Genomic DNA, 21614 nt, shown 5'->3' with positions numbered 1-21614 from the left:
TTCTCACACCTCACGAATTTTTGTCACTGTTGTTCTTGGTAAACACATAACATGAGCAAATTCATCTAGTAAAATCATATCTACCCCTAAAGGATATTCACTATTTACGTTATTGCGTGCTTCTAGCCAATACTCATCATTAGCAATCGAAACTTCCTCTGTATCCTCAATTCCTGGTCCTGTCAACAATAAATTACCAGAGTTACTTAAGTATTCTGTTTCTAAAATAATTGTGGCCGACTGTTGTGGATTGATTAGCGTTCCTGTTTTCACATTTTGAAAAACAGAGATGATTTGCTCTTTACTCGCCTGCTTCGTAATAAACACATAATCTGCCGTTTTTAAACTTGCTGATGTCGCCATTGTATAGGCTACAAATAGCTCTTCCATTTTTTTTGTGTCTCCTCCAACAACCGAAAAACTAACTTCTCTGTCTAGTAACGTTAATGAGGTAACAAAAGTAGCTGAAAGACATTCGATTGACACAGTTACCTTATCCGCTATTTCTCTTACATTTTCAATTGTTCCTGGTCGAGACATACAGTGAAGAATTGTTCGATATCCCTTTTGCGTATCATGCACTACATCCATTGCCATACTTCTTTCCACCTCCCAGCTAGGTTCTATACATCCATCGTTTCAAACTGTACTTTTGTCTTATAAATATTGTCCTCTTCTGCTTTCAATCGCGTTTTTAAATTCAACTCTTCTGCCTCTAATAACGGCAGCCAACTTTGTATTTCTATTAAATTTGCTTCAAACGCTGCATCAATGATTGCAAGCTGGTAAGCAAGTTCCTCATCTAACCCTACGACAATGCCAATTCCACCTTGATTGTTCACTTGCACTTTACATTCTGTCACGAGTACCTCTCCAAGATAGAACTGTGTTTTTTTAGCCGATTCTCTCATTTTGATCATCGTTAAAGCTTCTTGTGGTTGCATAATTATTTCCACATCGTAGCTCTCTTCTATTTGAGATGCTAACTTCTTTGCTACTTCTCGAGAACCGTCTATTAAAATACGCATTCTTTTTTTTCTTTTCATTGTCTTCACCTCTCCACAACTTCATCATAACTTGTTGCCAAGCTAGTGAATGTAAAGGGTTTCTAAAGAAAAAGTAAATTCCTCCAAGAGAGCGCGTAATCTAAAAAAAGTCACAATGTCATATAAAATGACGTTGTGACTTTTCTTTAATTTATTCTGAAGGGATCTTATATGTAAAAGAGTCGCTACGATAAATAATTTTGGTATACTCTAATACTTTGTGTTGTGAGGCTGCGATACAATCACTTTCTACAATTAAAAGAGGGATTAATGAGGGACATTGAAGTATCGAACGCTCTTCACTTGTCGGAAAAGAAATGCTCAAATGGCTATCGCTACTAGTAAACTCTGTCCAGCCATTTTCCCGATAATAAGCAAACATGGAGCTTAATCGACTACCATCCTGTTCAATATTCGGGAAGATAGATTTTGCCACGAAAGAACTATGTAATGCGATTGGCTTACCATCAATCATACGTAAACGGGAAATTTTAAATACTTCATCCTCTGGGGAAACTTGCAGAATTGAGTAGATGCGCGGATGGTAGGTAATTTTTTCACACCCTATATTTTTCGATTCAAATGCATAGCCTGCCTCAGTCATCTTCTCCGTAAAACTTTGTGCCCCTGTTAAATGCAACTTGATTTTTAGCTGCTTGTCCTTTAAATAGCGTCCTTTTCCTTGCTGCGAGTATATATAGCCCATTTCCTCCAACTTTAAAAACGCATTTCGAACCTTAATTCGTGGCACATTATACTTTTGAGATAATTCGTTTTCTGAAGGAAATTGCTCGTTCACTTGATACTTACCCTGTACAATCTCCTGAATTAATTCATCTAAAATCATCAACTCAACATCAAGCTTCATCTGCTCCACTCCCTTGATTTATTACCTATACACGATATTAATCAAAAATATGGAAAATAACAACCGTGCCTTACAATAAAAAACACAACTCAAGGTCAAGCCTGAGTTGTGCCTCCATTTATACTTTTATTTCACTAACAATAGCCCAATTTTATGATGGTCTTCGTTATGCACGACGTGTTGAGTTAATCGTAGTTCTTGGTTATGATCGATTACCTCTAAACGACAATGAGCTGCATTCACTTGTAGAGCTTTATACAATTCATCTTCTGAAAAGACTTCTTGACCATTTACACGTTGGATAATTTCGCCCGCAACTAAGCCCATTTTTTCAGCAGGAGAATCCGGTAGTACTGCCGCAATCATCGCACCTTTTTCACTTCGCATCACTGCATAGGAATCACGATCTTCTTTGCGTTTATAATAAATACCGATAATGGTACGCGAGATTACCCCAATCGCTAATGCAATCGCACCTAAAATAGGGAAAAAATACGCAGTAAAGCCAACTAATAATAATAATTCACCGATAAAAATAATACTTCGTCCAAGTTCAGGATAGACATACTTTGGCATTACTTTCCGTACAAGCTGTTGGAAGCCGATAACAAACGGAAACAGTACGAGTGAAAATTGTTCCTGTCCCAATGAAAAATGCGGCCAATACGGTAAAAACCCTTGAAATACATCTCCGGGAATAATAATAAACACCGGTAAAACCCAAATTTTCTTACTAAAATAAGCAATTCCGTTAAACCCTCGTTTAGTCGTTTCTACTATAGGTGAAGCAAATTTTGCCCCATACCGACGGATTAATAACCCTTCTGCCATTAACAATACACCTGCTAAAATAGGCGCCGTAACCGCAAGCCCATCCGCAACATTATGTCCAACAAATTCAAAGCCCAGGATTTCAAAGGACCAATCTTGCCAATACATCGCGGCGACTACAACAAATGCTACCGCGATCACGATAATTGGAGATAATAAATGATAATTAAATAACAGTAAACCAATCATACTGATGAGCGTAATTATAATTAAAAACTCCAATGGTACAGTTAAGCCGATTGCAATACTAGATAATGAAACAATTAACGATAATACAAAACCAGCGAAGAACATGGTCTTTAACTCAGACCATCCTCCTAAAATACGCGTTTTAAAGTATTTGCGTTCTCTTTTTACACGTTGATATCCTAAAAATATAGCTGAAATTACAGCAATATATAGTAATGGATTGATGAAAAACCTTCCAATACTTTTCAAAACTTCTATTAAAATAGTTGAATCCATTTTTCCACCTACCATCCAATCATTACTTCATTTATTGTACCAAATCCTTCTGTTTATGCGTAGTGCTAATTGTAACTACATATACGATGTGAAATCTGAAACTATTTCTCTACATTTGAAGCTGGTGCATGACAAAACTAAGCGCCATCTGAAGTTGCGTATCATTAATTTGTGAGTCTTTATAAGTTTGTAGTTGCTCTGTCAACTTCGCGAAAAACTGCTCATCCATATGGCGTCCATCCTGTAAATCATAGCGTTTTCTAAAATTTGAAACAGCCTGTGCAGTTTCCATATCAAAGAAGCCATCTTTGCGGACAATCGCGTAACCAAGCTCTGCTAAAACGTTCTGAGTATAAGCGATTTCCTCACTAAACTCACTTGTTTCAAAACGTCCTTTTAATAACTTTGTTCCAATTCCATAAAGCGGGTGCTGCTTCACTTCAATATCCGGTTCGATTCCTACATGATGAATCCAGCGCTGTGTTGGTGTGAGCCATTTGTTTGTAGATAGCTTTAATTCACCACCATTTTTCAGCTCCCAGTTTTGTTGAACTGTCCCTTTACCAAAACTTGTTACCCCAATAACCGTTGCGCGTTGCCAATCTTGTAATGCGCCTGCAAATACTTCACTAGCCGAGGCGCTTCCTTCATTTTGAATAATGGCAACAGGTATATTTTTCAACTTTTCAATATAAGGAGAGAATTCTTCTACATATTTTGTTTTCAGTGGCTCTGTTTTCCCATTACTTTTTTGCATATAGGCGAATATTTTCTCCTGCCGTTCAAATGTACTAATCATTTGGGCGACACTATGTAAATAGCCACCAGGATTATCTCGAACATCGATCACTAATGCTTTCACGTCTTGTTCAAATACCTTATTCAGCTCACGTTGCCATTCCGCACCTGTTTCTTCACCAAATAATGTCACGGTTACGTAGCCAATCGGTGTATCTTCTACTTGGATTACTTCCGATTGCACTGTATTATTTTTAAGTTTTGCTCTCTTGACACTAATTTTCACATGACGTTCTATATTTGGCCGAAACACTACAAGCTCTACTATTTCTCCTTCCTTCCCTTGCATCAGTTGCATCACATCACTCATCGATTTCCCTTCAAGACGCGTATCATTAATTTGAATGATTTCATCTAAAGGACGAATACCCGCCTTGTCCGCTGGGGACGTCTTTACTGGTGAAATGACGATAAATTTCCCTTCTGATTCACTCAGTTCAATCCCAATGCCAATGCGCTCACTAGCAAGTGTTTGCTTATGTAGAGCGGCTTCTTGCTGTGTATAATACGTGCTATATGGATCATCAATCGCTTTCGCCATCCCTCGAAGGGCCCCTTCAACCAACTTTTCTGAAGTAACATCATAAACCGATTCTTTCGCGATTAAATCATGCAACTCATTCACCACAGCAAAACTCGTATCTTGTGTCTTTGCATTGGGCTGCTGATCTAGCCAAAAAAAGAGAATTGTAGGTATTAAAATAATGATACCTAGCAATAAAAAAATCCGACTTCTTCGCACAATCTTCCCTCCTGTTCATTTAAATTTATGAACGAAAGACGAATTTCATACTTTCAAAGTCGAATATGTTTTCTCTATTCAGTTAGTTCAGGTCCTTGACATTTTCTCTTAAAGCATCCACATCTAGTGGTCCGATTATTTGTTTTTGAATTTTTCCTTCTGTATCAATCATAAATGTAGATGGAATTGTAATAATTTCATATTGTTTCGAGACACTCCAAACAGGCTCTAATAAAATAGGAAACGTAATATTATAACTTTCTAGAAATTGTTTTACTCGCTCTACATTTTCTTTTTCATACGTTAAATTGACACCGATAATTTCAACATTGTCCTTTTTTGCATATTTATCATAGTATTTTTGCATATGCGGCATTTCGGCTTCACAAGGTGGACACCACGTCGCCCAAAAGTTAAGTACGACACGCTTCCCACGTAAATCTGATAGGGTTACTTCTTCTCCCTGTATATTCATCAATGTGAAATCAGGTGCGATTTGTCCCTTTTGAATTCCTACCTCTTCCCCAAGTGTCACTTCATAGCCCTTTGATTTTTCAGGGATGGCATTGCTTGCATCGATTTCTCTTTTTATATAAGTTCCAGCCATGATGATGACCAATGCTAATACGATGACAATTCCAATGTTTTTCTTCACTGTGGTACACCTCGCTACATTTTATATAGTTTTACCATATCATATACATCCACTAAATATTCTTATAAAAAAACAAAACTCGTTTTTTTCCGAGTTTTGTCTTTTTCGTCGTTATAATGAAATGTAACGTAATGGATTCACTGCATTCGAACGTGCGCCATTCCATTCACCGACATGAATTTCCAAATGGACGTGTGGACCTGTTGAATTCCCTGTATTACCCATCTTGGCGATTTGTTGTCCTTTTGATACAACATCACCAACACTTGCTGTAAAGCCACTTAAATGAGCATAAGTTGAGGTAAATGCTTGTCCATCAATATTATGTGTAACCATGACAACATTTCCGTAGCCACCCATTCTACCTGCATAGGAAACAACCCCATCTGCGACTGCAACAACTGGTGTACCAATTGAGTTCGCAATATCCATACCTAAGTGGTTTTTACTGCCAATTGGACCGATATTTCGTCTACCAAAACCTGATGTGTAGCGTCCTGCCGCTGGTCTTGTCCAATTTCCTGCTGCTACGGTCGGTAATTTCCCAGAACCGGAACTTAAGGCATTCGCTTTTTCTCTATCTCTTTTTTTCTTTGCTTCAATTGCTTTTTGGCGTGCAACCTCTGCTAAACGACGCTGTTCTGCAATGAATTGCTTTTCTAATTCTTGACTAATTTCAACTTTATCATCATATTGTTCTTGTAGTTCTGATTTTTGACTACGTAATTTTTCTTCTTCTTTTTCAAGCTCGTCTACTAATCGATTTTTTTCTGCTTTTTGCCCTTTTAAATCAGCCATTAATAGAGATAGCCTTGCTTTATTTTCTTCAAGCTTTTTCTTTTTTGTTTCAAGGATAACCTTTTGCTCTTCTAACTTTTCTTGGTCTTCCTTTTGCTCACGCATAATTTGGCGATCTGCATCCATTAATGTATTGACTGCCGAAAATCGGTCAATAAAATCGACAAAGCTATTTGCGCCTAATAATACATCAAGATAGCTTACTGTACCTCCGATTTGAATCGCACGTGCTCGCTCTCGTAATAGTTCATCACGCTGATCAATACGCTTTTGCAAATCGGCAATTTCTAATTCTAAATCGCTAATTTCTTTATTGGCAATATCTATATCAAGCTCGACTAATTCAATTTCTTTATGCGTTTGATTTATTTTCGCCCCAATTTGTTCTAATTGGCCTATGATTTTTTCTTGTGTATTTTGATTCGATTTAATTTCACTCGTTTTTTGTTGAAGTGAGTTCGTTAATTCCTTTTTTTCTGCTTCTATTTGGCTTCTTTCCTTCTTTAAATCACTTAAAGAAGCAGCGTAGGCTACAGGCATTTCAAGGATCAATACAAGCGCTAATAGTGCAGCAATAATTTTATACGAATGCTTGTTCAGCTTATTCAAAATCTCTTTTCCTCCTAAACGCATCAATATATTTATACTTTCAAAAACTTCCGTACAGACATGAAACTTCCCCAGATGCCTATTAAAATACCGATTAAAGCGATTAATCCATTCACTTGGTACATGAGTGGCCCCACTTCAAGGAGTTGGAAAAGTTCCCCTTTTAATTTTGGTGTAACCATTTCATAAATTTTATAATAGGCAAACGTAATTGCAACGATTGGGATGATGGAACCGATTAAGCCTAACCACATACCTTCTAATACGAATGGAATACGGACAAAGGCATTCGTTGCGCCAACTAACTTCATAATTTCAATCTCTTCTTTACGTGCAATAATCGTAATTCGGATCGTATTCGATATTAAAAACATCGCTGTAAATAATAAACCGACAATTAACACTAACCCAACATTTCGAGCAATATCTATGAAGTTAAATAACTTTTCTACTTTACCTTCACCATATTTAACTTCATGTGTATGTTCTAAACCATCAATTTTTTTCGCTACTTCCGCTGTTTTTAATGGGTCTGCCGCTTTGACATAAAGGACATTATACAACGGGTTATTTTGTTCATATAAGCTTAACTCATCTCCAAAATCTTTGACCAACTTATTTAATTCTGCATCTTTTGAAGAATATGTAACTTCCTCTACATCTTTTAACTTCTTAATCCCATCAATTAATTGTTTCTCGATTTTTTTCATTTCAACTTCATCTGGAATAATTTCAATCATTACGCGAATTTCAACATCATTTTCTAAATCTGAAGCCACTTTATTCAAGTTTAGCATGATTGCCATAAAGACTCCGACTAATAATAATGTGACTGTTACCGCACTGATTGAGGCAATTGACATCCAACTATTTCGCCCTAATGATTTAATACTCTCTCTAAAATGGCGCGCAAGTGTTCTACCCTTCATAGCCGTAGTCACCTCCGTACTCATCACGGACAATCATGCCGCCTTCAACAGCGATCACACGTTTACGAATGGTATTCACAATTTCTCGGTTATGTGTAGCCATGACGATTGTCGTACCTTGACGATTAATTTCTTCAAATATATTCATAATTTCCCACGACGTATCGGGATCTAGATTTCCTGTTGGCTCATCGGCAATCATCACTTTAGGACGATTCACAATAGAACGAGCAATCGAAACACGTTGCTGCTCGCCACCTGATAGTTCACTAGGAAACATGCGTACTTTATGCTTTAAGCCGACTAATTCTAATACTTCCATCACACGCTGACGAATGACTTTTGGTTGCTCTTCAATAACTTCCATCGCGAATGCAACATTTTCATACACTGTAAGTCGTGGCAATAATTTAAAATCCTGGAACACAACACCTAATTGACGGCGCAAATGTGGAATGCGACTCGCCTTTAATGTACGTAAGTTAATACCGTTTACCATCACATCACCTGATGTCGGCTTTTCTTCGCGATACATCAGTTTAATAAATGTTGATTTCCCTGCACCACTCGGTCCAACAACATAAACAAACTCGCCCTTTTTTATTTCTATCGTTATTCCGTTTGCTGCAACAACACCATTTGGATACTTTTTCACAACATTTTTCATTTGAATCATTAACGAAACCACCTAAGTTCTATCACTAGAAATTTAATTTTAGTTTTTCTCTACATAGATTATAACACTTTGAAACACTAGTATTATTACAATTTCTTTTCATTCTTACTACTAAACTTGTATTTCGACACAAATATTGGAAATCCCTTTATATATTAGCAGGAAAATAGACTTTAAGACATATGTAATTTAATTTTTTACCCACGAACGCGCTTTTTCCCTAAATTTAGAGAAAAACGCAAAAAAAGAATGCCCTATTCACCTTAGTGACATGACATTCTTCCCACTTCTATCAATTACTTCGTCGTGTAACGAACTAATACAGTACCTGTACGTGATTCTCCAACAAGCTTTAGTAATTTTGCACCGGCCAATTCTTTATTAAAACGAATTGACTTTAATAACAACTGCTCCGCCTCTTCATGCAATGTTACATCGCTTAATCCGACATCCGCTTTACCTAGGTTTGAGAAAATTTGACCATCAATCGCAACGGTTTTTGGCACATAAATTTCAACCGTTCCCGCCATTGTACGAGCTTTCACTTTATGTGCATCGCTACTAGAAGTCGTCACAACGACATGTCCGTTAAAAGATTCCGCCTCTACTTCTTTTAATTCGCCATCAATATAAATACGGCCATTTGCAGTTTCGACTTCCAAATCTTCGCCCTTTACTTGACGTGCTTCAATTGAGCCATTGCTCGACTGCAGTTCTGCATGATTAAACTCAGCATTTTCTAAACGAACAATACCGTTATATGTTTTAACTTTAATCAATTTCGCATCTAAACCTTCAATCGATACACCACCATGCAATAAACGCGCAATAAAGACATCATAATGCTTTTCTGGAATTGCCATGCGGATTTTTAATTGCGTAAATTTATGCGATGAGTGAACCGTCAATTTTTGATCCTGAAGCGTCGCTAAATTTTCAACGATTGCAGTTATCGTTTCTTCTTCTGTACCCTTTGCTTGCGTTTTCACATGAACATCTATCGTCAAAATTGCATCCGTTGTTTTGATTACTTCTATTTTCCCATTCGCAACATCTAATTCAATTCCATTTACGTCTTCTGCTGCGTAAGCATACGTTTTATTGAATTCCACTTTTTCACCAAACGGCATGTCGATATCTAAATCTTTTAACTTAGATAAAGTAGAACCCATTAAACCCGCCATACGCGTACCAAAATGCGATAAATCTTGCTTAAGCTCATGCATAAATTCATCCATTTTTTTATTTGCATCTTTATCATTAAATGCTTTTCCGAAAATATCTTCAAAGCCTGTTGTTTTACGTTTTTCTTCAAAAATCGGTTCATCTTCGTATACCTTTTTTGAAAATTTTGGCTCTTCATCTTGTTGAGCCTCTTTTTCTAACTGTACGGGTAAAACTTCTGTCGTTTGAGTGGATTCCTTTTGCGGCGACAATTTTTCTAGTAATCCAATCGCCTCTTCTGCCGTAATTACACCGTTTTCAACCAATTGTAAAATTCGTTTACGTTCACTTTGCATAAAAAAATTCCTCCCTCTATTTCGTATACCCATATATACGAGGAGGGAGGATAAAAGGTTTCATTTACACGCTAAAAATTCAATCGGTACGTACGTATGTCCGAAACTTTCGATGCATTTATTTCTTTTGTGCCACAGCAATTTTGTCATCCATTCGTTCACGGTCACGTTCTAAAATTGGCTTTAAGTAGTATCCTGTATAGCTTTCTTTTACTTCTGCAACTTTTTCAGGCGTGCCGGTCGTTAGGATTGTTCCTCCGCCATCGCCACCTTCTGGACCTAAATCGATAATATGATCAGCTGTTTTAATGACATCTAAATTATGTTCAATGACCAGCACGGTTTCTCCATTTTCAACTAAACGCTGTAACACAACAAGTAAGCGTGAAATATCGTCCACATGTAGACCTGTCGTCGGCTCATCTAAAATATAAAACGATTTTCCGTTCGAACGTTTATGCAGCTCAGACGCCAGTTTTACACGCTGTGCCTCACCGCCCGAAAGCGTTGTAGCGGGTTGTCCTAATTTAATATAGCCGAGCCCTACATCAACAATCGTTTGAAGCTTACGTTGAATTTTTGGTAAATTACTGAAAAACTCAAGCGCATTTTCTACAGTCATTTCTAAAATATCCGAAATATTTTTGTCCTTATAACGGATTTCGAGCGTTTCACGATTATAGCGCTTGCCATGACAAATTTCACATGGCACATATACATCCGGTAAGAAGTGCATTTCAATTTTAATGATACCGTCTCCACGACAAGCTTCACAGCGTCCGCCTTTCACATTAAATGAAAAACGTCCCTTTTTATAGCCGCGTACTTTCGCTTCATTTGTCATCGCAAATACATCGCGCACATCATCAAATACACCTATATATGTCGCAGGATTCGAACGCGGTGTGCGCCCAATTGGTGATTGGTCGACTTCAATGACCTTTTCTAATTGTTCGATTCCTTCAATTGATTTATGTGCACCCGGCTTTACTTTTGAACGATTTAACTTCGATGCGAGTGACTTATATAAAATTTCATTCACAAGCGTCGATTTTCCAGACCCTGAAACGCCTGTTACAGCAATAAACTGTCCTAATGGAATGTCCACAGACACATTTTTTAAGTTGTTTTCTGTCGCACCCTTTATTTTCAACATACGTCCATCAGGTTTACGTCGCTCTAAAGGAAGCGGGATAAATTTCTTGCCACTTAAATATTGACCCGTGATGGAGTCTTTATTTTTCATTACTTGTTTCGGGGTTCCTTGCGCAATAATTTGCCCACCGTGAACACCCGCACCAGGACCGATATCAATTAAATGATCGGCCGCAAGCATCGTGTCTTCATCATGCTCAACGATAATTAATGTATTGCCTAAGTCACGCATATTTTCAAGCGTATGGATTAAGCGATCATTATCACGCTGATGCAGACCAATTGACGGCTCATCCAGTATATAAAGGACGCCTGATAAACGCGACCCAATTTGAGTAGCCAGTCGAATACGCTGTGCCTCACCGCCCGATAACGTACCCGCTGCACGTGATAGCGTTAAATAGTTCAAACCAACATCCAATAAAAATCTTAGTCGTTCTATTACTTCTCGAATAATTAATTTTGCAATTTGCTTTTCTTTTTCCGTCAGCTCAACCGAATTGAAAAAGTCATACATTTCTTGAATTGAGCGACGAGTAGCTTCAGAAATATTTTGGTCTTTAATTTTCACTGCTAGCGATTCCGTCTTTAAACGATGGCCTTTACATGACTGACATGGCTGCTCCGTCATATATTTTTGCAATTGATCGCGCACATAATCGGAAGAAGAATCTTTAAAACGGCGCTCAATATTGTGGACGACCCCTTCAAATTCAATATCCTTTTTATAATGGCTACCATAATCATTAATAAAATCGAAATGAATTTTGTCTTTGCCTGAGCCGTATAAAATTTTGTCCATCAAATCTTTTGGAATATCTTTCACTGGAATATCCATTGCAATCGAATAATGCTTACAAACAGCTGCTAATAACTGCGGATAATATTGTGATGATACCGACTCCCAAGGTGCAATCGCAGTTTCAAGTAATGTTTTATCCCAATCTGGAATAACGAGCTCTAAATCTACTTTTGTCTTACTGCCTAAACCATCGCATGTTGGACACGCACCAAATGGACTGTTAAATGAAAACATGCGCGGCTCTAATTCACCAATCGAAAATCCGCAATGCGGACAAGCATGATGTTCACTAAATAATAATTCCTCATGCTCCATCACATCGACTAGTACGCGGCCTTCCGCTAGTCTTAACGCAGCCTCCAAAGAATCACTTAAACGAGATTCCACGCCTTCTTTTACAACGACGCGGTCAATCACTACTTCAATCGTATGCTTTTTATTTTTATCCAACTCAATATGATCATCTAAATCACGCAGCTCCCCGTTCAGACGAATTCGAACATAGCCTTGCTGCTTCAAATCTTCAATGAGTTTCACATGTGTCCCTTTTTTCCCTTCTACAACAGGTGCAAGGAGCTGCATTTTTGTGCGTTCAGGGAACTCCATTAAACGATCCACCATTTGCTCAATTGTTTGTGACGTAATTTCAATCCCGTGCTTCGGACAAATCGGCTTACCAATGCGAGCATAGAGTAATCGTAAATAATCATAGATTTCCGTCACTGTACCTACCGTCGAACGTGGATTACGGCTCGTCGTTTTTTGATCGATTGAAATGGCAGGCGATAACCCTTCTATTGTATCGACATCCGGCTTATCCATTTGCCCTAAAAATTGACGCGCATAGGCAGATAGGGACTCTACATAACGTCGCTGTCCCTCTGCATAAATCGTATCGAATGCGAGTGAAGACTTACCCGAACCAGAAAGTCCCGTCACAACAACAATTTTGTCACGTGGAATGGTAACATCTATATTTTTTAAATTATGTGCTCTTGCTCCTTGTACTACAATCTCTGTATTTTTCACGATTTTTCACCCTTCTGCCTTCAATTCGAATATCATGTCACGCAATTCTGCCGCGCGCTCGAAATCAAGTGCTTTCGCTGCTTCCTTCATTTCAAGCTGCAACGTTTCAACTAATTTTTCAAGTTCCTTCTTCGTCAGCTTCTTACCGCCCGTTACTTTTGTAATATATTGTTCTTCCTCTTCCGCAGCTTTCGTAGCTCGAATGATGTCAGGTATTTTCTTAATAATCGTTTTTGGCGTAATGCCATGCTTTTCATTGTAAGCGATTTGAATTTCGCGACGTCTTTGCGTTTCGCCAATCGCCTTTTTCATCGATTCGGTCATATTATTCGCGTACATAATAACATGCCCATTGGAGTTACGCGCGGCACGTCCGATTGTTTGAATGAGTGACCGCTCCGAACGTAAAAACCCTTCTTTATCTGCATCCAATATGGCTACAAGGGAAACTTCTGGTATATCTAAACCTTCTCGCAATAAATTAATGCCGACTAATACATCGTGCGTTCCTTTTCGGAGCTCTCGGATAATTTCGATGCGCTCCAATGTTTTAATTTCTGAGTGTAAATATTCAACTTTTAAGCCCATTTCCTTTAAATAATTCGTCAAATCCTCAGACATTTTTTTCGTTAATGTCGTTATAAGTACACGCTCTTTTTTTCGAATGCGCTCATGAATTTCATCGATTAAATCATCAATTTGCCCTTCAATTGGTCGCACTTCTAACGTTGGATCAAGCAGCCCTGTTGGACGAATAATTTGCTGAACCATTTCAGGTGTATGCTCTAACTCATACGGTCCCGGTGTGGCCGATACATAAATCGCTTGATGCACTTTCGATTGAAACTCATCCAATTTTAATGGACGGTTATCAAGCGCGGATGGCAAACGGAAACCGTGATCTACTAATACTTGTTTACGTGCTTGGTCACCATTATACATACCACGAACTTGCGGTAATGTAACATGACTTTCATCGACAACGAGTAAAAAATCCTTTGGAAAATAGTCAATTAATGTATATGGTGTTGCACCAGCTTCACGCAATGTTAAATGACGTGAATAGTTTTCAATGCCTGAGCAAAATCCCATTTCACGCATCATTTCTAAATCATAATTTGTCCGTTGTTCTAAACGCTGTGCCTCTAACAAACGGTCTTCTGCACGCAACTTTTCTAAGCGCACTTGTAATTCTTGTTCTATATTTTCAATCGCAACTTTCATTTTTTCTTCTCGTGTTACGAAGTGAGATGCTGGGAAAATTGCCACATGCTCACGCTCAGTTAAAATTTCACCCGTTAGTGCATCGACTTCTCGAATGCGATCAATTTCATCTCCAAAAAACTCAATGCGCACACATTGTTCATCGCGGGATGCTGGGAAAATCTCTACTACATCCCCACGCACACGAAATGTTCCACGCGTAAAATTAATATCATTGCGTTCATATTGAATATCAACAAGTTTACGCAATAGCTGATTGCGCTCAATTTCCATACCTGTTCGAATCGATACGACCATTTCCCGATATTCCTCTGGTGAACCGAGACCGTATATACACGAGACTGAGGCAATAATAATGACATCCTCTCGCTCAAATAGCGCCGATGTAGCCGAGTGCCTTAGCTTATCAATTTCTTCATTAATGCTCGAATCTTTTTCGATATACGTATCCGTTTGTGGCACATACGCCTCTGGTTGGAAATAATCATAGTAACTGACAAAGTACTCCACCGCATTGTCCGGGAAAAACTCTTTAAATTCACTATACAATTGGCCTGCTAATGTTTTATTATGCGCCATAATGAGCGTTGGTTTTTTCACTTGTTGGATGACATTAGAAATAGTAAAAGTTTTTCCTGTACCCGTTGCGCCTAATAGCGTTTGCTCGTGTTTGCCTTCTTTTATTCCTTGTACGAGCTGCTCGATTGCAGCGGGCTGATCACCATTTGGTTGATAGGCAGACTGGATTGCAAATTGTTCTGTCATATATGGTCGTCCTTTCTTCAAATCTGTTATGTTCTATTTTAGCATATCCTTTTTTTAATTACGAGAATTTAACGAACGTATATTCGATTTTGTTTAGTGTTTGTTATTCAGTATGGGGATTTAAAGGGGGATTTATCACATAGGGGAGATAATTTTAAATTGTTCGTCTGGTTAGCGAGTTCTATCCAACACTTTTTAAGTTCTATCAATCACATTTACCTTTCTATCCGTCTGCCCTATAAATACTGCAAATAGTTAAGACATTTCACACAAAATCCTCATACGTTTTCTAAAATATTTATCCATAAAAAAAATCACCTAAAAATAGGTGATTTTTTAGCTAGGCTATTGTTGATTGGAGTAATTCTTTTAGTTCCATTGTATAATTGATAAATTTCTGTTCATTTTTTTGGTCCAATGACGTATCGATGAGTGCTTTTAGTTGTTCGATTCGATGCATACGTTGTAAGCGATTTAAAAACAAATCTAAATAAATTTCATTCAACAATTTTTCGGCTTGATCACTGTTCGGCTGTTGGCCAACTGCTTTTAAAAAATCTGTGTACGAATAATATTTATCCATCGATATCACCTCAATCTCTTTTATTTATTATAAAATAAACGAGCACCCATTTGCAATATATTCTGAATAATTATCAACCAACAGAATTTTCTGAAAATAATGTTGATTTTTGTATTTAATTGTATTATTTTTAATATATAGCGAAGTTTTTGTTTTAGTTCTTTTGATTAGGTTGTCAAAATTACATAAAACACCGTTCACATAATTGCTAGCTTACCCCATTCGTAAAATACGGACTTAACCAACTAGACATTTCAAATTTCAGCAGTGCGCTATGGTTAGAATGAACTTTCAACTTATCGCTATCACAAAAATGACGCCCTCTAGCTTTCCTTGTATTTTGTTGCACTCGATTTTGGACGAGCAAAAATAAATAATAAAGGGGAATTGAAATGTCGAAAAATTTACCTCAAGTTTCTAATTACATTGCATCGAATTCTACTTATTTTTTAAAATCTATCTCGCATCGTGAAAAAACATACACCCTTGTTTCTGATAAGCATGGGAAAGTCGTTTATCCAAATAAGCCATTAAAAATTATTCGTAGTACATGCAAATTACATGGTAGTTCCTATCAAGCTAGCCAATACCAGGCAAAGCAATTTTTCGGTAAAAGCAAGCATAAATTACCGATAATGATTGCCTATGATTTTGGCGACCCATGTGTATTATTTCCCCTTTTCTCACCAAGCTCATCACAAAATATTTGGATTGCCTTTCAATCCATTATTAACATTGTCGATCATCATGATGAAACAATTGTCACTTTTATTGACGGCTCTGAGGAACGCTTACCTTTACACTGCAAATCATTCAATCATCAATACGTCCGCGCCTCGATGTTTTATAAACATTTAATATTAAAACGCAATTCAACTTTATAATAACTTGCATAGCGTTCAAACTAGCGAAAATTTAAAAAAGCTGTCCCACCAGTCTTTTTTCATGACTTTTAGGACAGCTTCATTATTAAGGTTTCATTACATCTAGCCATTGTTAACTAGATTCCCACTATTTCAACTCTATATCGAAGCGCATTAGTAAGAGATTTTCGAACGTAAGTAAGCTGTAATAAATGGATCTAAATCGCCATCCATTACGGCACCTATATTTCCTGTTTCGTGATTTGTACGGTGATCTTTTACCATTGAATATGGATGGAAAACGTACGAACGAATTTGTGAACCCCAGCCGATTTCCTTTTGCTCGCCACGAATTTCATCTAATTGTGCTTGTTGTTTTTCAATTTCTAATTGGTAAAGCTTTGATTTCAACATTTTCATCGCCGCATCACGGTTTTTAATTTGTGAACGTTCCGATTGACATTGCACGACAACCCCAGATGGCAAATGGGTAATACGAACAGCAGAGTCCGTCGTATTAATATGCTGACCACCCGCACCTGTTGCACGATACGTATCCACTTTCAAATCTTCCGTACGCACATCGATTTCAATTTCATCATTAAATTCTGGCATAATATCACATGACACGAAAGACGTATGACGGCGACCTGAAGAATCAAATGGTGAAATACGCACTAAACGGTGAACACCTTTTTCTGCCTTTAAATAACCGTAAGCATTATGTCCCGTAATTTGCAGCGTTACGGATTTAATGCCTGCTTCATCACCAGGTAAATAGTCAATCGTCGTTACTTTAAAACCGCGCTTCTCCGCCCAACGTGTATACATACGTAACAGTATTGAACCCCAGTCTTGTGATTCCGTACCACCAGCACCTGGGTGAAGTTCTAAAATCGCGTTATTTTTATCATATGGCTCGGATAACAGCATTTGTAATTCAAAATCAGCCATTTTCGCTTGAAACTCCGTTAATTCATTGCCAAGATCCTCTTGTAATTCCTCATCTGGTTCTTCACGCAAAAGCTCCAGCATCATTTCAAGATTTTCCTGCGTTGAATTTAAGTCATTAAACTCATTTACAACTGCTTTAATACCGTTGTTTTCATTAATAATTACTTGAGCCCCTTGTTGGTCATTCCAAAAGTTTGGCTCCAGCATCATTTCATCCAATTCTTGAATACGTGCCTCTTTGTTTTCTAAGTCAAAGAGACCCCCTAAAGTCAGCTAATTTACCCGCTGTATTTTCTAACGTATTACGTACATCTGCTAATTCGATCATTGTAAATCCTCCATTAATCTAGGTTTTCATCTTTTTCCATAAAATACAACCGAGGTCATCAAAATTTCAATGACCTCGGCAATAAAGTGGGATTTCAATCCACTCTCTATGTTAGTTCGCTACACCGTGACAAGATTTATATTTCTTACCGCTTCCACATGGACAAGGATCATTACGCCCGATGTTTTCTGCTTTGCGCGACGGCAATTTTTTCGGCTTTGGCGCACCCTCTTCTTTCGGATTCACGGCTTGCCCTTTCGCTACCTCTTCACGCTGTAAGTTACTGCGAATTTCCGCCTTCATTGCATATTTCGCAACATCTTCACGTACTGCCGCTACCATATCCTCAAACATCGCAAATCCTTCTTGCTGATATTCGCGTAATGGGTCATTTTGTCCATAAGCACGAAGGTGAATCCCTTGACGTAGCTGATCCATCGCATCAATATGGTCAATCCATTTTGTATCAATTGAACGCAATAAAATAACCTTTTCGAATTCACGCATACGCTCTGGCGTCATTGCTTCTTCTTTTTCATTGTAATGAACTTGAACTTTTTCATAGATGAATAAAATCATTTCTTCAGGTGATTTATTTTGAAGATCCGATTTCGTAATTAGACCTTCTTCAAAAAGATTGGCCGAAATGTAATCTTCTAGTGCATCCAATGTCCACGCATCTTTTTCACCTTGTGTGTGCAACGCTACTGCATTTTCAACTGCCTGCTGAATCATCGACTCCACTAGTTCACGCATATTTTCTGAGTCTAATACTTCTTCACGCTCTTTATAAATGACTTCACGCTGCTGACGTAATACATCATCATATTGTAATAGACGCTTACGTGCATCGAAGTTATTTCCTTCTACACGTTTTTGTGCTGATTCTACTGCCTTTGAAACCATACGTGATTGAATTGGCTGCGAATCATCCATACCAAGCTTCGTCATCATTGCTTTCATGTTGTCCGAACCGAAACGACGCATTAAATCGTCTTCCAAAGAAAGGTAAAATTGCGTCACACCGGGATTCCCTTGACGACCAGAACGACCACGTAACTGATTGTCAATACGACGTGATTCATGACGCTCTGTACCAATAACAGCCAAACCGCCAACTTCCATTACGCCTTCTCCTGGCTTAATGTCGGTACCACGACCTGCCATGTTTGTCGCAATCGTTACCGCACCTTTTTGACCAGCGTTTAAAATAATATCCGCTTCATGCTCATGATTTTTCGCATTTAATACATTATGTGGAATTTTAAATTTCGTTAAGAATTTTGAAATAATTTCAGATGTTTCAATCGCCACCGTACCAACTAACACAGGTTGCCCAAGGCTATGACGTTCTGCAATATCTTCTGCTACCGCTTTAAATTTCCCTTCCATTGATGCATAAATTAAGTCTGGACGGTCATCACGAACAATCGGTTTATTCGTTGGAATTGCCACTACTTGCATGTTGTAAATATTGCGGAATTCCTCTTCTTCTGTTTTCGCCGTACCCGTCATACCAGATAATTTTTCATACATTCGGAAGTAGTTTTGGAACGTAACAGTAGCCATTGTCATCGATTCATTTTGAATGTCCAGGCCTTCTTTTGCCTCAATTGCTTGGTGTAAGCCATCCGAATAGCGACGACCTTTCATTAAACGACCCGTAAAGCCGTCAACAATCACGACTTCACCCTCTTGCACAACGTAGTCCACATCTAAATGCATAGACGCATGTGCTTTCAAGCTTTGGTTAATCGCATGGTTTAGACGAACATGAGCTAAATCAAATAGGTTATCTATACCGAATGCTCTTTCCGCCTTTTCAATACCAGCTTCTGTTAACGTAACCCCTTTTGTTGACTCTTCATAATTGTAATCTTCTTCTTTTTTAAGCATGCGCGTAAAAGCATTTGATTGAACATAAAGTTGCGCTGTTTTTCCTGCTTGCCCTGAAATAATTAACGGCGTACGTGCTTCATCGATTAAAATCGAATCCACCTCGTCAATTACAGCATAGTATAATGGGCGCTGCACACGATCTTCTTTATAAAGCACCATATTGTCACGTAAATAGTCAAAGCCTAACTCATTGTTCGTCGAATACGTAATATCCGCCGCATAAGCTTCACGTTTTTCTTCTTTTGACATGCTGTTTAAGTTGAGTCCGATTGTTAAGCCTAGCCATGTATATAACTCGCCCATTTCCTCGGCGTCACGGCTTGCTAAATATTCATTGACCGTAACAACATGTACACCTTTACCAGTAATCGCATTTAAATAAACCGCCATTGTGGAAGTTAATGTCTTCCCTTCCCCGGTTTTCATTTCTGCGATATTTCCCTCATTTAATGCAGCTGCCCCCATAATTTGTACGCGGAACGGATACATACCTAATACACGACGAGATGCTTCTCGAATAACTGCAAAGGTTTCTGGTAACAATTGCTCAACTGTTTCGCCATCTTGGTAACGATTTTTGAACTCTTCTGTTTTCGCTTGTAGCGCTTCATCAGAGAGCGTTTCCATCTGACTTGCGAATGTTTCTACCTTGTCTGCTACTTTTTCAAGCTTCTTTACTTCTTTTTTATTGAAATCAAATAATTTATTTAATATGTTTGCCATTGAATTGGTCACTTCCCAATAAATATTCTCACATTTCATTTTAGCATTATGTATAGAGTTGGTGCAAATAGACAGTAAAATAATTGGGCATTACGCCAAATTTATTTGGTGATTTATGTCTGTATTCAGGTTCTACTGGCTTTTTGTAATAGTGTTGATAACCGATATTTACACTATTTTCTTACCTTATTCGGTTTTACCCATCTTCACATAACGATAAAGTATTAGACAATACGTAGAAAACGGACCGCCATAAGTAAGCAGTCCGTTTGGATAATCATTTATTTAATTCGTTTCAATTAAGCCGTACTTGCCGTCTTTACGTTTATAAACAATGTTCGTGCCGTCTGATTCTGCATCTGTATAGATATAGAAATCATGGCCAAGCATGTTCATTTGTAAAACCGCTTCTTCTTGATCCATTGGCTTCAGATCGAATTGTTTTGTACGTACAATTACGTATTCTTCATCGGAAGTTTCAGTAGATGCTTCAGCCTGATTAACTGCTGCAAAATAAAGACCTGTCCCCTCACGATCACGGAATTTACGATTGACTTTCGTTTTATGTTTACGAATTTGACGTTCTAATTTGTCGACAATTAAATCGACTGCTGCATACATATCGTCATGACGTTCCTCAGCACGAAGGGTCAAATTTTTCATTGGAATTGTAACTTCCACCTTTGTTTCTTTCGCATTATAAACCTTTAAATTGACATTAGCGTTTGCGTTTACATCACCATTGAAATAGCGTTCAATCTTTTCGATTTTAGACTCAACGTGATCGCGAATCGCTGGAGTTACCTCAATGTTCTCACCACGAATGTTAAAGTTTAGCATGTGAACTCCTCCTTCTTAACGGCTATATTACTTAATTTCTACATCGGTTTAAAAATCCCTGCTACATTTTGAAATTTATTTCATTTTTCGACATTTTAAGTGAACTAAATCTTTGCAGCACGCTTAACTTCTTTTTTACGGCGCACCTTTAACTCACTCACGATTAAATCTTCTACAATAGGTTGGTTTTCAAAAACAATTCCATAATGAAAGTCTTTACCAAAATTCTTTTTCCAAACTAATTCACCTACTGCTTTAATTAATACCTCATCTAAAATAAAATGTATTTCAATTTGTACAACCTTATTTCTATATTCACCAATTTCTGTTTTTGAAAACATTTTCATTCCATGTGGACTAACATCTAGAATACTACATGATTGTTTCCCGTTTTCTGGTTTTCCATTCAATAGCAAAACAAAATTTGCGGTAATAGGGTCCCCAAAAACAAATCGAAACCCCTCTGTTCTTTTGAATATCATGGCACGTCCCCCTGAATAGAAAGTAATAAC

General features: G+C 37.9%; 18 protein-coding genes. 1 reads left to right on the top strand and 17 read right to left on the bottom strand.

Going from position 1 to position 21614, the window contains the following annotated elements:
* Nucleotides 1–3 precede the first annotated feature (3 nt).
* From phnH to ACQKIH_RS12815, 13 genes are all read right to left on the bottom strand, one after another.
* Complete coding sequence (gene phnH, locus ACQKIH_RS12875; protein WP_427766591.1) at nucleotides 4–597, bottom strand: phosphonate C-P lyase system protein PhnH; 594 nt, start codon at nucleotides 595–597, stop codon at nucleotides 4–6.
* 26 nt (nucleotides 598–623) lie between these two features.
* On the bottom strand, nucleotides 624–1046 hold the full coding sequence (gene phnG, locus ACQKIH_RS12870) for a phosphonate C-P lyase system protein PhnG (RefSeq protein WP_427766588.1): 423 nt from the start codon (nucleotides 1044–1046) through the stop codon (nucleotides 624–626).
* Nucleotides 1047–1197: 151 nt separating this feature from the next.
* Complete coding sequence (locus ACQKIH_RS12865) at nucleotides 1198–1914, bottom strand: GntR family transcriptional regulator (protein ID WP_057984328.1); 717 nt, start codon at nucleotides 1912–1914, stop codon at nucleotides 1198–1200.
* A 126-nt stretch (nucleotides 1915–2040) separates the two neighbouring features.
* On the bottom strand, nucleotides 2041–3210 hold the full coding sequence (locus tag ACQKIH_RS12860) for a PDZ domain-containing protein (protein WP_057984329.1): 1170 nt from the start codon (nucleotides 3208–3210) through the stop codon (nucleotides 2041–2043).
* A gap of 109 nt (nucleotides 3211–3319) precedes the next feature.
* A complete protein-coding gene (locus tag ACQKIH_RS12855; RefSeq protein WP_057984331.1) occupies nucleotides 3320–4750 on the bottom strand; it encodes a S41 family peptidase in 1431 nt (476 codons plus the stop codon).
* Between the two features lie 82 nt (nucleotides 4751–4832).
* On the bottom strand, nucleotides 4833–5405 hold the full coding sequence (locus ACQKIH_RS12850) for a peroxiredoxin family protein (protein ID WP_057984333.1): 573 nt from the start codon (nucleotides 5403–5405) through the stop codon (nucleotides 4833–4835).
* Nucleotides 5406–5516: 111 nt separating this feature from the next.
* Nucleotides 5517–6812: a murein hydrolase activator EnvC family protein gene (locus ACQKIH_RS12845; protein WP_427766583.1), complete on the bottom strand. Its 1296-nt coding sequence runs from the start codon at nucleotides 6810–6812 to the stop codon at nucleotides 5517–5519.
* A gap of 32 nt (nucleotides 6813–6844) precedes the next feature.
* Entirely contained in the window at nucleotides 6845–7741 is an 897-nt protein-coding gene (gene ftsX, locus ACQKIH_RS12840; RefSeq protein WP_057984338.1) for a permease-like cell division protein FtsX, read from the bottom strand.
* Nucleotides 7731–8417 (bottom strand): cell division ATP-binding protein FtsE, encoded by a 687-nt coding sequence (ftsE, locus tag ACQKIH_RS12835; protein ID WP_057984341.1) that lies wholly within the window; start codon nucleotides 8415–8417, stop codon nucleotides 7731–7733. Before ftsE ends, ftsX begins: the two co-directional genes overlap by 11 nt.
* Nucleotides 8418–8713: 296 nt before the next feature.
* A complete protein-coding gene (locus ACQKIH_RS12830) occupies nucleotides 8714–9937 on the bottom strand; it encodes a DUF4097 family beta strand repeat-containing protein (RefSeq protein ID WP_427766579.1) in 1224 nt (407 codons plus the stop codon).
* Nucleotides 9938–10055: 118 nt separating this feature from the next.
* A complete protein-coding gene (gene uvrA / locus ACQKIH_RS12825) occupies nucleotides 10056–12923 on the bottom strand; it encodes an excinuclease ABC subunit UvrA (protein ID WP_057984345.1) in 2868 nt (955 codons plus the stop codon).
* Nucleotides 12924–12929: 6 nt separating this feature from the next.
* Nucleotides 12930–14912, bottom strand: a complete 1983-nt coding sequence (gene uvrB / locus ACQKIH_RS12820) for an excinuclease ABC subunit UvrB (RefSeq protein ID WP_427766575.1) — start codon at nucleotides 14910–14912, stop codon at nucleotides 12930–12932.
* Nucleotides 14913–15252: 340 nt separating this feature from the next.
* On the bottom strand, nucleotides 15253–15495 hold the full coding sequence (locus tag ACQKIH_RS12815; RefSeq protein WP_427766572.1) for an IDEAL domain-containing protein: 243 nt from the start codon (nucleotides 15493–15495) through the stop codon (nucleotides 15253–15255).
* Between the two features lie 392 nt (nucleotides 15496–15887).
* On the opposite strand from ACQKIH_RS12815, the gene ACQKIH_RS12810 reads away from it, so the two are divergent.
* Entirely contained in the window at nucleotides 15888–16379 is a 492-nt protein-coding gene (locus ACQKIH_RS12810) for a competence protein ComK (protein WP_427766569.1), read from the top strand.
* 153 nt (nucleotides 16380–16532) lie between these two features.
* Here the strand turns inward: ACQKIH_RS12810 and prfB are convergent.
* The 4 genes from prfB to ACQKIH_RS12790 form a co-directional block, all read right to left on the bottom strand.
* Nucleotides 16533–17637 (bottom strand): peptide chain release factor 2 gene (gene prfB / locus ACQKIH_RS12805; protein WP_236706743.1). Its coding sequence is split into 2 segments (ribosomal slippage): nucleotides 16533–17564 and nucleotides 17566–17637, totalling 1104 coding nucleotides; the frame shifts between segments, so codons are not numbered across the junction.
* A 114-nt stretch (nucleotides 17638–17751) separates the two neighbouring features.
* Nucleotides 17752–20262 carry a preprotein translocase subunit SecA gene (gene secA / locus ACQKIH_RS12800; RefSeq protein WP_427766566.1) on the bottom strand — a complete coding sequence of 837 codons (2511 nt, stop codon included), beginning with the start codon at nucleotides 20260–20262 and terminating at the stop codon, nucleotides 17752–17754.
* 285 nt (nucleotides 20263–20547) lie between these two features.
* The gene (gene hpf, locus ACQKIH_RS12795; RefSeq protein WP_057984361.1) at nucleotides 20548–21102 is read right to left on the bottom strand and encodes a ribosome hibernation-promoting factor, HPF/YfiA family; all 555 of its coding nucleotides are present in this window, start codon (nucleotides 21100–21102) and stop codon (nucleotides 20548–20550) included.
* 104 nt (nucleotides 21103–21206) lie between these two features.
* The gene (locus ACQKIH_RS12790) at nucleotides 21207–21584 is read right to left on the bottom strand and encodes a PilZ domain-containing protein (protein ID WP_427766563.1); all 378 of its coding nucleotides are present in this window, start codon (nucleotides 21582–21584) and stop codon (nucleotides 21207–21209) included.
* Nucleotides 21585–21614: the final 30 nt, after the last annotated feature.

Source organism: Solibacillus cecembensis (assembly GCF_050272495.1).
In the GTDB taxonomy this organism is placed as follows: domain Bacteria; phylum Bacillota; class Bacilli; order Bacillales_A; family Planococcaceae; genus Solibacillus; species Solibacillus cecembensis.
Note: the sequence above shows the minus strand (reverse complement) of the source record. Positions and strands in the feature narration are given on the sequence as shown.

Bases quoted from the DNA above. Each gene is read 5' to 3' on its own strand.
- phnH (WP_427766591.1), bottom strand. From the start codon at position 597: ATGGCAATGGATGTAGTGCATGATACGCAAAAGGGATATCGAACAATT.
- phnG (WP_427766588.1), bottom strand. From the start codon at position 1,046: ATGAAAAGAAAAAAAAGAATGCGTATTTTAATAGACGGTTCTCGAGAA.
- ACQKIH_RS12865 (WP_057984328.1), bottom strand. From the start codon at position 1,914: ATGAAGCTTGATGTTGAGTTGATGATTTTAGATGAATTAATTCAGGAG.
- ACQKIH_RS12860 (WP_057984329.1), bottom strand. From the start codon at position 3,210: ATGGATTCAACTATTTTAATAGAAGTTTTGAAAAGTATTGGAAGGTTT.
- ftsX (WP_057984338.1), bottom strand. From the start codon at position 7,741: ATGAAGGGTAGAACACTTGCGCGCCATTTTAGAGAGAGTATTAAATCA.
- ftsE (WP_057984341.1), bottom strand. From the start codon at position 8,417: ATGATTCAAATGAAAAATGTTGTGAAAAAGTATCCAAATGGTGTTGTT.
- ACQKIH_RS12830 (WP_427766579.1), bottom strand. From the start codon at position 9,937: ATGCAAAGTGAACGTAAACGAATTTTACAATTGGTTGAAAACGGTGTA.
- uvrB (WP_427766575.1), bottom strand. From the start codon at position 14,912: ATGACAGAACAATTTGCAATCCAGTCTGCCTATCAACCAAATGGTGAT.
- ACQKIH_RS12815 (WP_427766572.1), bottom strand. From the start codon at position 15,495: ATGGATAAATATTATTCGTACACAGATTTTTTAAAAGCAGTTGGCCAA.
- ACQKIH_RS12810 (WP_427766569.1), top strand. From the start codon at position 15,888: ATGTCGAAAAATTTACCTCAAGTTTCTAATTACATTGCATCGAATTCT.
- secA (WP_427766566.1), bottom strand. From the start codon at position 20,262: ATGGCAAACATATTAAATAAATTATTTGATTTCAATAAAAAAGAAGTA.
- hpf (WP_057984361.1), bottom strand. From the start codon at position 21,102: ATGCTAAACTTTAACATTCGTGGTGAGAACATTGAGGTAACTCCAGCG.
- ACQKIH_RS12790 (WP_427766563.1), bottom strand. From the start codon at position 21,584: ATGATATTCAAAAGAACAGAGGGGTTTCGATTTGTTTTTGGGGACCCT.